The sequence below is a fragment of the Hafnia sp. HMSC23F03 genome (genome assembly GCF_001816025.1).
Taxonomy (GTDB): domain Bacteria; phylum Pseudomonadota; class Gammaproteobacteria; order Enterobacterales; family Enterobacteriaceae; genus Hafnia; species Hafnia paralvei.
This window is the reverse complement of sequence record NZ_KV824211.1, coordinates 46,199-61,465: the sequence shown is the minus strand read 5'-3', so window position 1 is coordinate 61,465 and position 15,267 is coordinate 46,199. Positions and strand designations below refer to the sequence as shown.

The window sequence follows — 15,267 nt, the reverse complement described above, 5'->3', positions numbered from 1 at the left end:
AAAGACTATGCCTCTTTCTGCAACTTCGGCACGTCCTCTTCATGAATGGTTACCATAGGATCGAGATCCGGTGACTTGCCATCGATACTACCGCGCCAACCGCTTTGCTGAGCAATGGTCAAACGCGCCTTATCTTGTTCTATCGCCTGACTCAACATCTCTTTAGCCCGCTGTAAGCTCGCCAAACGGAATTCGACATCTTCGTAGTTAGGCACAGTATCTTCCAGCATTTGCACATTATAGCGACGGAAAATATCTGCCTTTTCACGTGCTTCATAAGCGCCGCAGCCAAGGTGTTCCAAGACATTACGCCCTACGCGCAGCGAGCCTTCAAACAGCTCTCGCTCGACAAACTCAACCCCACGCTGACGTAGTTGATAGTAGTGGTCGACATCACGTGCACGCGCAACAATTTTCAGGTGTGGAAAATGTTCCTGCGCCAACTCGGTGAGTTGCAGATTGGCATCGACATCATCGATCGCGTTGATTAATACTTTGGCCTTTGCCGCACCAGCTGACTCCAGCAAATCGACGCGAGTTGCGTCGCCGTAAAAGACCTTCATGCCAAATTTACGCAACGTTTCAACATGATCGGGATCGTGATCCAGTACCACCGTATGTACATCATTGGCTAACAGCAGACGCCCGGCGATCTGCCCGAAGCGGCCAAAACCGGCAATAATCACACTGGCATTTTCATCATCGATAATGTCCTGTGGGCGCTCTTCCTGCTTAACGTTTTTCTCGAGCCGCGAATAGACCACCAGCAAAATCGGAGTGACTGCCATTGATAACGCCACTGCCAGCGTCAACGATTTCGCCCATTCAGCAGGTAACACACCCGCCATTTGCGCAGCCCCAAAGACCACAAATGCAAATTCACTTCCCTGCCCTAACAATACGGCAAACAACGCGCGTTGCTTACGCGGCACGCCCAAAATAGGAGCGACTAGCCAGAGCAAAACCCCCTTAAGGATCAGAAATCCAAACAGCAGCGTTGCGATCAGTAACGGGTGACTAAACAACGTGCCAAAATCGATCGACATTCCCACGCCGATAAAAAACAGCCCAAGTAACAATCCCTTAAACGGTTGAATATCACTTTCAAGCGCGTGTCGATACTCTGAGCTCGCCAGAAGCACACCAGCCAAAAATGCCCCCATCGCCATCGACATTCCGGCCATTTCCAGCAACGCGCCAAAGCCAAACACCAAGAACAACGCCACGGCGCTAAACACTTCTCGCATACCAGAGCGAGCCACAAAATGCAGCAATGGACGAGTAACATAGCGCCCAAGCAGGATCACAACAGCCAACGCTCCGACCACCTTAGCCGCTGACATGACAAACGCGCCCATGGTTGTCGTCGCACCACTGCTGGCGAGCAAGGGGATCATCGCAACCAGTGGAATTGCGGCGATATCCTGAAACAGCAGCACAGCAAACGAGGAACGTCCAACCGGAGAAGGCGTTAAATTACGCTCGCTCATCGCCTGCATCGCAATTGCGGTCGAAGAGAGGGCCAACGTTAGACCAATCAGCAACGCGACCTGCCAACTTAATCCCAGCAGATAGCAGAACAGACTCAGCACCAGACCGCAGCCCACCATCTGAATACTACCGCCGCCAAACACCGAAGCTCGTAGCGTCCATAGGCGCTTAGGATCCAACTCAAGCCCGATGACAAACAGCATCAACACCACGCCGATCTCTGCAAAGGTGAGGATAGATTCTGCATCCGATACCAGCCTTAGCCCCCACGGACCAATGATGCAACCCGCAATCAAATAGCCTAAAACCGAGCCTAATCCTAGGCGTACCGCCAGTGGCACGAACAGCGCCGCAGAGCCAAGGTAAATCAGCCCCTCAATCATCATGCCGTGATTATCCATGAGTCGGTTCCTCTGCATCGGTTTGCGGTAATTCCGTTTCTGAATGCAGCATCAGATAGTTCATCAGGCGCCGACGATAGCTTTCACTGGCGCGTATAAGCGCAGGCTCATCACAGGAAAACGTATTATGTTCGGCAAAATATGGCAGCCAGTTCATGCCACAGTAAATAGCCGTGGCTTGGATTGGCTGAGACAGAACCGGAAAACTGGGATGATCGCCCAAATCAAAGTGATGATCGTTACCCCCGGTGGTTACCGCCCACATGAAATCCTTGCCTTCCAAAGCCTTACCGTTATGGCCGTAGGCCCAACCGTGCTCCAAAACCTTATCCATCCACAGTTTGAGCAACGGCGGCACGCTATACCACTGCATCGGGTGTTGCAGGATAATCAGGTCAGCCTGACTGAGCGCTTGCTGCTCGGCAGCCACGTTGATATTAAAATCGGGGTAAAGGTCATAGAGTGAACGGACTTTGACTTCTGGAATATTAGACACCGCGTCTAATAGGCGCTTATTGGCATGGGAATGCCGAGGATAAGGATGGGCGTAAATAATCAGGATCATGCGATTCTCGTTGTACGGAAGCCTTAATTTATCTTAGACCCAAATATTAATGTCATTAATACCGGCTAGATGAGACAGGCAAAACTTAAGGTCTAACTCAGTGAATAGCATGACAGCAATAGAGAAAAATGAAATCCGAAATATTTAAATAAGTTTCTCAAGTTTTTGAATGAAGTGAAAATTCCTAAAAAAAAAGCCCAACCGAAGTCAGGCTTTATATAGTTAAATACGGCTTATCCTTTCAGGCGAGCATGCATTTCCTGCACCGAGATAACCTGATCGGTTGGATCGGAGTTCAGTGCCATCGCAGTAGCAAAACCGCCATTAAGCGTTGTGTCATAGTGCACTTTATACTGCAGCGCACTGCGGCGAATCAGCTTAGAATCTTCAATCGCCTGACGACCAGCGGTGGTGTTCACAATGTAAGAATACTCACCGTTTTTGATGCGGTCCTGAATATGTGGACGCCCCTCATGCACCTTGTTGACTAAACGAGGGTTAATCCCTGCTTCACCCAGCACAATCGCGGTACCGTGAGTGGCATCCAGCTCAAAGCCTTGCTTAAGCAATTTAGCGGCTAAGTCCACCACGCGGTGTTTATCCCCTTCGCGAACCGATAACAGCGCACGGCCCGGCGTTTTCACCTTAGACTGGCTGCCCAGCATCGCCTTCGAGAACGCTTCCGCAAAAGTGCGACCCACGCCCATCACTTCCCCTGTCGAACGCATTTCTGGCCCTAAAATAGGGTCTACGCCAGGGAACTTATTGAACGGCAGCACCACTTCTTTCACTGAGTAGTATGGAGGAATCACTTCTTTAGTTATGCCCTGCTGAGCCAGCTTTTGACCAGCCATGACTCGAGCCGCAACCTTCGCTAGCGGAACCCCCGTCGCTTTCGATACAAACGGAACCGTACGCGCCGCACGTGGGTTAACTTCAATCAGATAAACTTCGTTATCTTTGACCGCAAACTGTACGTTCATCAAGCCACGCACGCCCAGCTCCATCGCCAGCTTTTCAGCCTGCTGACGCATCACGTCCTGAATCTCTTGGCTCAGCGTATAAGCAGGCAAAGAGCACGCAGAGTCACCGGAGTGAACGCCCGCCTGTTCGATGTGCTCCATGATGCCGCCAATCAGCACCCGCTCACCGTCACAGATAGCGTCAACGTCGACTTCAACGGCGTCATCAAGGAAGTGATCCAGCAGCACCGGCGCATCGTTAGATACGCTCACCGCATTCTGGAAGTAGCGACGCAGGTCGATTTCGTCGTAAACGATTTCCATCGCGCGCCCACCAAGTACGTAGGAAGGGCGAACCACCAGCGGATAGCCGATCGCCGCGCCCTTCTCAATCGCCTGCTCAATCGTTGACACCGTCGCGTTTGCTGGCTGCTTCAGGCCTAAACGAACCACCGCCTGCTGGAAACGCTCGCGGTCTTCAGCACGGTCAATGGCATCAGGACTGGTGCCAATCACCGGTACGCCCGCGGCTTCCAGCGCACGAGCCAATTTCAGCGGAGTCTGACCGCCGTATTGCACGATGACGCCTTGAGGTTTCTCAACCGCAACAATTTCCAGCACGTCTTCAAGCGTGACAGGTTCGAAGTACAGTCGGTCTGAGGTATCATAGTCGGTTGAAACGGTTTCTGGGTTACAGTTAACCATGATGGTTTCATAACCATCTTCACGCAGCGCCAGTGATGCATGGACGCAGCAGTAGTCAAACTCAATCCCTTGGCCGATACGGTTCGGACCACCGCCCAGCACCATGATTTTTGGACGATCGTTATTCGGGTTAGACTCACACTCTTCTTCATAGGTGGAGTACATGTAAGCCGTGTCAGTCGCAAATTCTGCGGCGCAGGTATCGACGCGTTTGTAGACCGGATGCAGATTGTATTTGTGACGCAGTTTACGAATCTCAGTCTCAGCGACACCAGCCAGCTTAGCCAAACGCGCATCGGCAAAACCTTTACGCTTCAGTTGGCGCAGGAATTCGTAGCTCAGCCCATTAATGCCCACTTCAGCCACACGTTCTTCCAAGCGCACCAACTCTTCGATTTGCACCAAGAACCAGCGGTCAATATTAGTCAGGTTAAATACGCCATCCACGGACAGCCCTGCACGGAAGGCATCAGCGATGTACCAAATACGCTCAGCGCCAGCGTCTTTGAGTTCACGACGGATTTTAGTCAGCGCTTCAGGGTCATCAAGACTAACTTTCGGATCAAATCCTGCCGCGCCGACTTCCAGACCGCGCAACGCTTTCTGTAAGGATTCCTGCTGCGTGCGGCCAATGGCCATCACTTCACCCACTGATTTCATCTGGGTGGTCAAACGGTCATTGGCACCTGCAAACTTTTCAAAGTTGAAGCGAGGAATTTTGGTGACAACATAGTCGATAGACGGTTCAAACGACGCCGGAGTACGACCGCCGGTGATGTCGTTCATCAGTTCGTCAAGGGTGTAACCCACTGCCAGTTTTGCCGCAACTTTCGCAATCGGGAAACCTGTCGCTTTTGAGGCCAACGCTGAAGAGCGGGAGACTCGCGGGTTCATTTCGATAACAATCAGGCGGCCATTTTTCGGGTTCACCGCGAACTGAACGTTGGAGCCGCCGGTTTCTACGCCAATTTCACGCAGTACCGCCATCGAAGCGTTACGCATGATTTGATATTCTTTATCTGTCAGCGTTTGCGCTGGCGCGACGGTAATTGAGTCACCGGTATGGATCCCCATCGCATCGAAGTTTTCAATCGAGCAGACGATGATGCAGTTGTCATTTTTATCACGCACCACTTCCATCTCGTACTCTTTCCAGCCAATCAGCGATTCATCAATCAGCAATTCTTTGGTTGGGGAAAGATCCAAGCCGCGCTCGCAAATCTCTTCGAACTCTTCACGGTTATATGCAATACCGCCACCGGTTCCCCCCATGGTGAAGGAAGGGCGAATAATGCATGGGAAGCCAACGTCAGCCGCGACGGCAAGCGCCTCTTCCATGGTGTGGGCAATGCCGGAACGCGCGGTGTCCAAACCAATTTTCTTCATCGCGATATCGAAACGGCGGCGATCCTCAGCTTTATCAATCGCGTCAGCGGTTGCACCAATCATGGTGACGCCAAACTCAGCAAGTACGCCCTGACGTTCCAGCTCCAGCGCACAGTTCAGCGCGGTCTGGCCCCCCATCGTCGGAAGAACGGCATCAGGGCGCTCTTTTTCGATGATTTTGCGCACGACTTCCCAGTGGATCGGCTCGATGTAAGTCGCATCAGCCATCTCTGGGTCGGTCATGATCGTAGCTGGGTTGGAGTTCACCAGAATCACGCGGTAGCCTTCTTCGCGCAGCGCTTTGCATGCCTGCGCACCAGAGTAGTCGAACTCGCATGCTTGGCCGATAACAATCGGGCCTGCGCCCAGAATCAGGATGCTTTTTATATCAGTACGTTTTGGCATTTTGTTTATTGCTCCTGATTATTTAGCGTTTACGGCTTGGGTATTGACTGAACCCGTGGAACGGTAGTTCTGAATTAAATCAATAAAGTGGTCGAACAGCGGCGCAGCATCATGTGGACCAGGGCTCGCTTCTGGGTGCCCTTGGAAGCTAAATGCGGCCTTATCGGTACGGTGAATGCCCTGAACCGTGTGGTCAAACAATGATGTGTGCGTAACGCGCAGCGTCTGCGGCAAATTATCGCCGTCAACGGCAAAACCATGATTTTGAGCAGTAATCATCACTACGTTTTTATCCAGATCTTTCACCGGATGGTTGCCGCCGTGGTGACCCAACTTCATCTTGATAGTCTTGGCTCCGCTGGCCAGTGCTAAAAGCTGATGACCTAAACAGATGCCAAACACCGGAATATCCGTATCCAAGAAGGTTTTAATCGCGCGAATGGCGTAATCGCATGGTTCAGGATCCCCCGGGCCATTCGATAAGAAAATGCCATCTGGATTAAGTTTCAGTACATCTTCAGCAGGAGTTTGCGCGGGTACGACCGTCAAGCGACAGCCTCTGTCGACCAACATGCGTAAAATGTTACGTTTGACGCCGTAATCGTAGGCAACAACGTGGAATGGCAGCTCAGACGCTTCTTTCGCAGCGGGTAAATCGCCCATCAGCGTCCAGCTACCTTGAGTCCATGCGTAAGATTCTCGGGTTGTGACTTCTTTGGCCAAATCCATCCCTTTTAGGCCTGGGAACGCGCGCGCTTTTTCCAGCGCGAGCTGCGCATCTGGCAATGAGCCATCTACCGAGCCAGTAATAATGCAGCCGTTCTGTGCGCCTTTCTCACGCAGTAGACGGGTCAGCTTACGCGTATCAATATCAGCAATAGCGACGACGTTGTGACGTTTCAGATAATCAGAGAGCGATTCTGTGCTCCGGTAGTTGCTGGCAATCAGAGGCAGATCGCGAATAATCAGACCTTGAGCATGAACAGCGGAGGATTCTTCATCAGAGGCGTTGGTGCCGACGTTACCGATATGAGGATAAGTAAGAGTGACTAGCTGGCGGGAATAGGAAGGATCAGTAAGGATTTCTTGATAACCGGTCATTGACGTATTGAAGACCACCTCGCCCACTGCCGATCCATCTGCGCCTATCGACCGACCGTGAAACTGGGTTCCGTCTTCCAGAACCAATATAGCTGACTTAATCAAAACACCCTCCAAAGAATATTCAGTCACATTATTTGCATATTAATGCAGATCATTCGATCTAAATCAACGCAAAAAACTGCCTTCTTGACTAATTTCCGGCAAATTGCGCGCATTCTAAAGACGCGATGAATCCTTGTCTACCTGAAAACGGGATTTTTTTGTGTTTTTTACAGCTTTGAATTGATTTTTACAACGAAGCGGTCAAAAGAAGATATTAATTGAAAATAGAAAACGGTTGCCAGTATCGGAGTTCAGCGGCAATGGGGTTATGATGCAATTTTCCACTACAAAGGTCAATCAGAGTTTCCATCAAGGTTAACAAAAAGTAAAATACACTTACTTATACCAATTTAACAACCAAAAAATAAAACCACCCCATAAAAAGCAAAAACCCACATATAACACACTGCTATACATGGGTTTTATATAAGATTAAAAACAACAAAATAAAACAAAAATACGTAATTTAACTAGAGTTCATTGAGAGAAAGAACATCTCGCATATCAAAGAGCCCCGTCGATCGAGTGCCTACCCATGCAGCCGCGCGCACTGCACCGCTAGCAAACGTCATCCGGCTCGATGCTTTATGAGTAATTTCAATACGCTCTCCCACATCGGCAAACATCGCCGTATGCTCTCCCACAATATCTCCTGCACGAATAGTGGCGAAGCCGATGCTCTTAGGATCGCGTTCCCCCGTATGCCCTTCGCGGGAATATACCGCACACTCTTTGAGGTCACGTCCAAGCGCCTGCGCAATAGTTTCCCCCATTGCCAAAGCCGTTCCCGATGGCGCATCGACCTTATGACGATGATGAGCTTCGATAATCTCAATGTCGGTGTAATCCCCCATGACTTTAGCGGCTTTTTCTAGCAGTTTGAGCATCACATTGACACCCACGCTAAAGTTGGCCGCAAATACAATCGCGATAGATTCAGCGGCCTGACGAATCGCCGCCTTACCCGCGTCATCAAAGCCGGTCGTACCAATCACCATGTTTTTACGTTGCTTCACGCAGAACTCAAGATGGGATAACGTGCCCTCTGGACGGGTAAAATCAATCAATACATCAAAACTATCGGCGGCATCTTGCAGGCTGGAACTCACGACAATACCGGTTTTACCGATGCCGGCAAGCTCCCCCGCATCAACGCCTAATAATGAAGACCCTTCACGTTCAAAAGCTGCGCCAAGTACGACACCATTTGTGTTTGCGGCAGCGCTGATCAGTTGGCGCCCCATACGCCCGCCAGCCCCAGCGATAGCAATACGGATCTGAGAATTAGACATCTTCCCTCTCTTAATTATTTAATTTCGCTCAGCAATATGGTCAATGAGCCTGCAATGTTAGTTTCAGGTTAACGGCTCTAAGATGTCACTGCCAGAAAAAATGCTCTGTAATTAGAAAATTGCGATGAGAGCTCAATATCATCAGCAATAACAATTTCAAAACGGGATGTTTCTGGCCTAAAACAGAAGCAGAGAATAAAAAATAATCACCAGCATAATCATGCAAAACCAAACAGTTAGCGCCGGTAGAGCTAACATCTCATTACGATAAGCTCAGTGTCAATTTGATACCAATATTCCCACTTTGATAGGCCTCAGCCCCCCTTTCAACGCCTAAAACTGCCGTTGGTCACATTCTGTGGCCCTACCGGTGAAAAACAGCCGATCATTCTCACGTTTCCGAAAATCACACCATTCAATAGCACCCGCTGGCGTGCATCTTGCTGCTTTTATTCTGTTTATACATTTCCCTTCATTTTATTAAAAAAACCACGCTCCTCTAAGGAGAAAGCTATGTCGTTAGGATCACCACTCAAGCGGGTTGATGCTGAAGCAAAGGTTACCGGACGCGCCCGTTATACCGACGATCATCAAATGCCAGGGATGCGCTATGCCAAATACGTACGCAGCCCAGTTGCCCATGCGAAGGTCACCGCTATTGATACTTCTGCTGCGCTAGCCATGCCCGGCGTAGAAGCGATTTTTACCTTTAAAGATGTACCCGAACTCCTCTTCCCTACAGCAGGGCACGCTTGGTCCTTAGAGGCCGCCAAACGTGACGTGGCCGACCGCAGTCTGTTGACCCAGCACGTCCGCCATTTTGGTGATGGGGTCGCTATTGTGGTTGCCAGAGATGCGCTTACGGCAGAACGCGCCGCAGCCCTTGTCGAAGTGACCTATCAGGAATTGCCGGTCATCACCAACGCCCAAGCCGCTCTGGCAGAAGGCGCAACCCCCATCCATCCGAATGGAAACATACTGAAAAAAAGCGACATCAGCGCGAATCAGCCGACAGAGGCGATCTCAGCGGCTGATTTACAGCTCTGCGCACACTTTCAAACGCCGGTGATTCAGCATTGCCACATGGAAAGCGTGACCTGTTTCGCTTATATGGAACAGCCCGATCACATTGTGATTGTCTCCAGCACCCAAATTCCTCAAATCGTTCGCCGCACCGTTGCTCAAGCGTTGGGGTTGCCGTGGTCAAATATTCGCGTGATTAAACCCTATATTGGCGGTGGTTTTGGTAACAAGCAGGACGTTTTAGAAGAACCTATGGCGGCGTTTCTGACGCTGAAAATGGGCGGTATTCCAGTTAAGGTCGAATTGAGCCGTGAAGAGTGCTTTTTTGCCTCTCGGACTCGCCATGCATTCAGCATTGATGCCAAGTTAGGGCTCAATAAAGACGGCATACTCACCGGCTACCAGCTTGATGTGCTCTCCAACACCGGTGCTTACGCTTCTCATGGGCACTCTATTGCATCTGCCGGTGCCAACAAAATTAGCTATCTCTATCCCCGCAGTGCCTTTGGCTATTCTGCCCTCACCCACTATTCCAACTATCCTGCCGCGGGTGCCATGCGGGGATACGGTGCGCCTCAGGTCGCTTTTGCCCTCGAGTGTTTACTAGATGACGCCGCCGAAAAACTTGCGTTGGATGCCGTGGAGGTCCGCTTATTGAATGCCGCACGCAGCGGCGATACTAATCCGGTTAACCACAAAACCATATACAGCGCTGGATTAGTCGAATGTCTGGAAAAAGGCCGCGACATGTTTGAGTGGGACGCGCGCAAAGCCGAATGCCAGCAGCAAAGCGGAGACGTGCGGCGCGGCATTGGCGTTGCCTGCTTCAGCTATGGCTCCAATACCTATCCGGTCGGCGTTGAAATTGCAGGCGCTCGAATGCTGCTTAATCAAGACGGTACGGTTAATCTGCAGATAGGAGCCACGGAGATTGGGCAAGGTTCAGATACCGTATTCGCTCAGATGGCGGCGGAAACGCTGGGGCTTCCCTTTGAGCATATTCGCGTCATCTCCACCCAAGACACCGATATTACCGCCTACGATCCGGGCGCATTTGCATCGCGTCAGAGCTACGTAGCTGCGCCCGCGGTTAGACAGGCGGCGACCGAGTTGCGTAGCAAAATTCTGGCTCATGCCGAATTGATTAGCCACCAGCCTCAGTGGGGGCTTACGCTACTCGATGGGAATGTGGTGATGGCCGCACAGCCTGAAATGGTACTGATGAGCGTCGCTGATGTCTCTATGCATGCCTATTATCATCAGGAAATCGGCGCTCAGTTGCTGGCTGAAATCTCGCACAAAACCACGACTAACCCACCAGCTTTTGGCTGCACCTTTGTCGACCTCACCATCGATATTCCTTTGTGCAAAGTCACGATCAACAAGATCCTCAATTTGCATGATTCTGGCCGAATTCTTAACCCTCAGTTAGCGGAAGGTCAGGTACATGGTGGCATGGGAATGGGAATTGGTTGGGCGCTGTTTGAGGAGATGATTATCGATGAGAAAACCGGCGTAGTACGCAATCCAAACCTGCTGGACTATAAGTTCCCCACCATTATGGATCTGCCCGATCTGGACTGTGCCTTTGTTGACACCTACGAGCCGCAGTCGGCGTATGGGCATAAAGCACTGGGTGAACCACCGATTATCTCGCCCGCTCCGGCAATCAGGAATGCAATCCGCATGGCGACCGGCGTGGCAATTAACACCTTACCCATCACGCCTAAGACGCTGTTTAACGAATTTGTTCTCGCCGGACTCATCAGGGAGTAATCATGTACGATATTGAAAGCTATCACCGCGCTCGCAACGTACAACATGCCTGTGAGCTGCTCACTGAACACCCACAGGCTCGTCTGCTGGCCGGTGGCACGGATGTGTTAATCCAACTGCATCACCTTAATCCTAAGTATCGTCATATCGTCGATATTCACGACTTAGCTGAGCTCAAAGGGATCACACTCGATCGCCATAACCATCTGCGGATCGGTTCAGCCACGACCTTTACTGAAATAATTGAACATCCATTGATCCAACAGCATCTGCCTCTACTTGCCGAGGCTGCGGCCACCATCGCGGGGCCACAGGTGCGTAACGTAGCAACCTTCGGTGGCAATATCTGCAACGGCGCCACCAGCGCAGACTCGGCGTCCCCTACGCTGGCGCTCAAAGCCGAATTAGAAATCGCCACCCAAAGCGGAAGCTATAAACGCTCAATCGAAGGTTTTCACACAGGCCCCGGTAAAGTGGCGCTACAGCAAGGTGAAATCGTGGTGGCTTTCCACTTTGCTCCGGCCTATTACCAAAATATCGGCAGCAGTTACATTAAATACGCGATGCGCGGCGCGATGGATATCGCCACTATTGGCTGCACGGCGGTTTGCCGCATTGCCGAAGGGCGTTTTACAGAACTGCGCTTAACCTATGGGGTGGCGGCGCCTACGCCAATTCGCTGCCCACAGGCTGAAAAATGCGCCATCGGTCAGCCAATTACCCAGCAAACTCTCGCCGCCGTTAGCGAGGCCGTTGCTCAAGATGTTTCACCACGCTCATCTTGGCGCGCAGAAAAATCATTTCGTCTACATCTGATCCGCACCTTGGCCCAACGGGCTATCACATTAGCCGTTGAACGCGCTGGAGGACATATCCAATGAAACATAAAAACTGGGTTGATATTGAGTGCCAAATTAATGGCAAAACCTATCAATTTTGCCTGTCTCCGGCGATGTCTTTAATGGAATTGCTACGTGAGCAAGGCCTAACCAGCGTGAAGCAGGGATGCGGAGTCGGAGAATGCGGTGCTTGCACCGTGCTGATTGACGGTGTTGCCACCGACAGTTGCTTATACCTCGCCGTATGGGCCGATGGTAAGCAGATCCGCACCGCCGAAGGCGAAGTGAAAAACGGGGAAATATCAAAAGTACAGCAGGCATACGTCAATGCTGGCGCGGTACAGTGCGGATTCTGCACGCCGGGTTTGGTGATGGCAACGACGGCATTGCTGGCTAAACATACGTCTCGCCCGCTGACGCACGAAGAAATCCGCCGAGGATTAGCGGGTAATCTATGCCGTTGTACGGGGTATCAAATGGTGATCCGCGCAGTAGATGCATGTAAGGGTGAATAGCAGAATATTTGCTGCCTAGGAATAAGCACGACATCTCACCGGGTGCTCTATCCATTTAGAGCACCTAAAATCGCTGTCATCGCCTTTCCACTCATTCTACCGTGCTAGCAAGAAGCATTATCCGAATTCATTATGCTCATGTTTCTGGAACAAATATTGTTTAACGAATCTACGTGACCGACGACATTCACAAAAGGCCAGTAAAACTGGCCTTTAACAGCAGAAAAATTTCCGTAAAAATTTAAACCCACACACAGAAACTAATGAGAGATACCGTTTTGAATGGTACGCAGATCGCCATCGCTGAACGAAATATTCACTTTATCGTCGGTATCTTGAAGAATTTTTTGAGCTATCATTTCGGTTACCGGAGTAATGATATTAAAGTGGTCTCCACCATCTATTTTATAGATATGCAGCGGGATAGACTTTTCTTTAGCAACCACTTTTAAATCATTGAACTCTGGCCAGAAATACTCTTCACCTTCGAAATAAAAGGTTGGCGATTTTATTGATGTTATAAACTCGCCAGGAGAGCGTAGACGAAATTCTTCAGGGTTATTCTGATTAAATGGTACGGCAACCATCATATTCCCGCCCTCGATACGTTTTTTCAGATCGGGAATGCCGCCCAGTGAAAATGCCGCTCTAAACCCTGTTAAATATTCACTGCCCAAAAGAACACGAGTTCCCCCCGTGCTATGCCCTGCTAAATAAATCCGATTTGGATCAACATAAGTCTGTGATGCTAAGTATTTTCTGGCTGACTCTAAGTCGTCTATTTCACCATAAAACATCTCATATTTTCCTGGGTTAGCATTTTCCCCACGAAAACTTGGCACCATCATCACTAAGCCCGATTTTCTAAATGCGCTACCACTTTGGTCGTTACTGCGATCTTGCTCGGTCCAGAAAAAATCATCGCTGCCAATGCCGCCATATCCACCCACTAGCCAAATAACCGCAGGATGTTTTTTTCCATCATGGGGATCAGGTGTCAGAAATGCCGCCATTTTGCCGTCTTTGGCAGGATAACTTACGAGAGAAAAGATATCTGCGGGGGGAGTTGCCGGTTCACCATCGCCTTGGAAACTGGTATCGACAATTTCTGTTTTGAATTTTGCCCGAGCACTGCTCAAACTCTCAGGAGTTGCTGCGCTGTTATCACACCCACTGACAAACACACTGGCAACCAAAACCATCAGCGTCATTACACGCTTAGAGAAATACTTGTAACCTTCCATGAGAAACTCCGTTTCGTATAACATCCATTAAGCGCCCCACCGAAGTGGGGCAAAATTTTAATCCAATAGTTTAACTCGCAGTTCTTTCGGCACTTCGAAAACAATGTTTTCTTCACGGCCTTGCATCTCAACCGAACCTTCGCCCCCTAATGCCTGAAGACGTTTAATCACTTCTTGCACCAGAATATCGGGAGCAGAAGCGCCCGCAGTGACACCAATGCAATTCACACCTTCTAGCCACTCTTCGCGGATATCTTCAGCAGAGTCGATCAAAAATGCTGGAATGCCTGCGCGTTGTGCCAATTCGGCTAAACGATTTGAATTCGATGAGTTCTTTGAACCAACGACCAACACCACTTCGGCCTCAGCAGCCAAGTTACGTACGGCTTCCTGACGATTGGTGGTCGCATAGCAAATATCATCTTTACGTGGACCAATAATCTGCGGAAAACGCTCGCGCAGTGCGTCAATAATGTCTGACGTATCATCCACTGAAAGCGTGGTTTGCGTCATGAAGCATAGGTTGGCTTCATTTTTAACCTGCAACTTCCACACGTCCTCTGGCGATTCAACCAGATACATCCCCCCTTCAGGGTTGTTGTACTGGCCCATCGTGCCTTCGACTTCTGGATGTCCCGCATGGCCAATTAAAATGGCTTCAGTCCCTTTACGGCTAGCACGGGCAACTTCCATATGGACTTTAGTCACCAGCGGGCAGGTTGCATCAAACAGCATAGTGAGATTACGTGCTTTGGCTTCTGCACGTACGGCCTGAGAGACACCATGCGCGGAGAAAATCAGAATCGTGTTATCAGGGACTTCGCTGATCTCTTCAATAAACACGGCTCCGCGCTCACGCAGGCTGTTGACGACATAACGGTTATGTACAACTTCATGACGGACATAAATCGGCGCGCCATAAATTTCTAGCGCGCGTTCTACGATACTAATAGCCCGGTCGACACCCGCGCAGAAACCGCGCGGATTAGCCAGCAGGATTTGCATCAACGTCTCCCTGCTGCGGGTCAATCTCCAACACCTCTACGTCAAAGGCGACCGGATGTCCCGCAAGCGGATGGTTAAAATCAACGGTCACTGAATCACAGGCAACTTCACGCACGATACCCGGCATTTCGCTGCCGTCTCGGCCAGTGAACATCATAATAGTTCCCGCTTCTGGAACGCCTACATCGGCGAAATCACGGCGGGTAAAGAACTGGACGAGATCGGGGCTGTTCTCACCAAAAGCATCCTGCGGCTGTAAAGTGAACTGAAACTTATCGCCCACCTTATGTCCCAGCAAGTGCTCTTCCAACGCGTCAGACAAACTACCGTCGCCTAAACGAAACAGAGCGGGCTTGCCACTGCTGCGCGTAGATTCAGCCTGAGTGCCATCCTCTAACTGCAAGGTGAAATGCACTAATACTGCGCTGTTGCTCTGCACTTGCTGAGTCATA

11 protein-coding genes are annotated in these 15,267 nt (G+C 50.4%); 3 read left to right on the top strand and 8 right to left on the bottom strand.

Annotated elements, in window-relative coordinates; genetic code table 11:
* Positions 1–5: 5 nt before the first annotated feature.
* From kefC to dapB, 5 genes are all read right to left on the bottom strand, one after another.
* Positions 6–1,892, bottom strand: coding sequence for a glutathione-regulated potassium-efflux system protein KefC (gene kefC / locus HMPREF3091_RS05305; protein ID WP_070714616.1), 1,887 nt, complete (start codon positions 1,890–1,892; stop codon positions 6–8).
* On the bottom strand, positions 1,885–2,457 hold the full coding sequence (kefF, locus tag HMPREF3091_RS05300) for a glutathione-regulated potassium-efflux system oxidoreductase KefF (RefSeq protein ID WP_004089097.1): 573 nt from the start codon (positions 2,455–2,457) through the stop codon (positions 1,885–1,887). The genes kefC and kefF overlap by 8 nt, the downstream gene beginning before the upstream one ends.
* A gap of 233 nt (positions 2,458–2,690) precedes the next feature.
* Positions 2,691–5,915 (bottom strand): carbamoyl-phosphate synthase large subunit, encoded by a 3,225-nt coding sequence (carB, locus tag HMPREF3091_RS05295; protein WP_070714615.1) that lies wholly within the window; start codon positions 5,913–5,915, stop codon positions 2,691–2,693.
* An 18-nt stretch (positions 5,916–5,933) separates the two neighbouring features.
* The gene (gene carA / locus HMPREF3091_RS05290) at positions 5,934–7,121 is read right to left on the bottom strand and encodes a glutamine-hydrolyzing carbamoyl-phosphate synthase small subunit (RefSeq protein ID WP_070714613.1); all 1,188 of its coding nucleotides are present in this window, start codon (positions 7,119–7,121) and stop codon (positions 5,934–5,936) included.
* Positions 7,122–7,591: 470 nt separating this feature from the next.
* A complete protein-coding gene (gene dapB, locus HMPREF3091_RS05285; RefSeq protein ID WP_070714611.1) occupies positions 7,592–8,413 on the bottom strand; it encodes a 4-hydroxy-tetrahydrodipicolinate reductase in 822 nt (273 codons plus the stop codon).
* 513 nt (positions 8,414–8,926) lie between these two features.
* Between dapB and xdhA the strand changes: the two genes are divergently transcribed.
* From xdhA to xdhC, 3 genes are read left to right on the top strand one after another with little or no spacing between them, the layout of a single operon-like run.
* Entirely contained in the window at positions 8,927–11,212 is a 2,286-nt protein-coding gene (gene xdhA / locus HMPREF3091_RS05280; protein WP_004089117.1) for a xanthine dehydrogenase molybdenum-binding subunit XdhA, read from the top strand.
* 2 nt (positions 11,213–11,214) lie between these two features.
* Positions 11,215–12,093, top strand: coding sequence for a xanthine dehydrogenase FAD-binding subunit XdhB (gene xdhB, locus HMPREF3091_RS05275; RefSeq protein ID WP_004089121.1), 879 nt, complete (start codon positions 11,215–11,217; stop codon positions 12,091–12,093).
* Positions 12,090–12,566 (top strand): xanthine dehydrogenase iron sulfur-binding subunit XdhC, encoded by a 477-nt coding sequence (gene xdhC, locus HMPREF3091_RS05270; protein WP_004089122.1) that lies wholly within the window; start codon positions 12,090–12,092, stop codon positions 12,564–12,566. Before xdhB ends, xdhC begins: the two co-directional genes overlap by 4 nt.
* A gap of 260 nt (positions 12,567–12,826) precedes the next feature.
* Here the strand turns inward: xdhC and HMPREF3091_RS05265 are convergent, their stop codons facing one another.
* The 3 genes from HMPREF3091_RS05265 to fkpB are packed head-to-tail and all read right to left on the bottom strand — an operon-like array spanning position 12,827 to position 15,266.
* Positions 12,827–13,810: an alpha/beta hydrolase family protein gene (locus HMPREF3091_RS05265; protein WP_070714609.1), complete on the bottom strand. Its 984-nt coding sequence runs from the start codon at positions 13,808–13,810 to the stop codon at positions 12,827–12,829.
* Between the two features lie 57 nt (positions 13,811–13,867).
* Positions 13,868–14,815 carry a 4-hydroxy-3-methylbut-2-enyl diphosphate reductase gene (gene ispH / locus HMPREF3091_RS05260; protein ID WP_004089131.1) on the bottom strand — a complete coding sequence of 316 codons (948 nt, stop codon included), beginning with the start codon at positions 14,813–14,815 and terminating at the stop codon, positions 13,868–13,870.
* Positions 14,796–15,266: an FKBP-type peptidyl-prolyl cis-trans isomerase gene (gene fkpB, locus HMPREF3091_RS05255; protein ID WP_008814659.1), complete on the bottom strand. Its 471-nt coding sequence runs from the start codon at positions 15,264–15,266 to the stop codon at positions 14,796–14,798. Before fkpB ends, ispH begins: the two co-directional genes overlap by 20 nt.
* Position 15,267: the final 1 nt, after the last annotated feature.

Excerpts from the sequence above, each read along its gene's own strand:
- kefC (WP_070714616.1), bottom strand. The coding sequence starts at position 1,892 with ATGGATAATCACGGCATGATGATTGAGGGGCTGATTTACCTTGGCTCT.
- kefF (WP_004089097.1), bottom strand. The coding sequence starts at position 2,457 with ATGATCCTGATTATTTACGCCCATCCTTATCCTCGGCATTCCCATGCC.
- carB (WP_070714615.1), bottom strand. The coding sequence starts at position 5,915 with ATGCCAAAACGTACTGATATAAAAAGCATCCTGATTCTGGGCGCAGGC.
- dapB (WP_070714611.1), bottom strand. The coding sequence starts at position 8,413 with ATGTCTAATTCTCAGATCCGTATTGCTATCGCTGGGGCTGGCGGGCGT.
- xdhA (WP_004089117.1), top strand. The coding sequence starts at position 8,927 with ATGTCGTTAGGATCACCACTCAAGCGGGTTGATGCTGAAGCAAAGGTT.
- xdhB (WP_004089121.1), top strand. The coding sequence starts at position 11,215 with ATGTACGATATTGAAAGCTATCACCGCGCTCGCAACGTACAACATGCC.
- xdhC (WP_004089122.1), top strand. The coding sequence starts at position 12,090 with ATGAAACATAAAAACTGGGTTGATATTGAGTGCCAAATTAATGGCAAA.
- HMPREF3091_RS05265 (WP_070714609.1), bottom strand. The coding sequence starts at position 13,810 with ATGGAAGGTTACAAGTATTTCTCTAAGCGTGTAATGACGCTGATGGTT.
- ispH (WP_004089131.1), bottom strand. The coding sequence starts at position 14,815 with ATGCAAATCCTGCTGGCTAATCCGCGCGGTTTCTGCGCGGGTGTCGAC.
- fkpB (WP_008814659.1), bottom strand. The coding sequence starts at position 15,266 with ATGACTCAGCAAGTGCAGAGCAACAGCGCAGTATTAGTGCATTTCACC.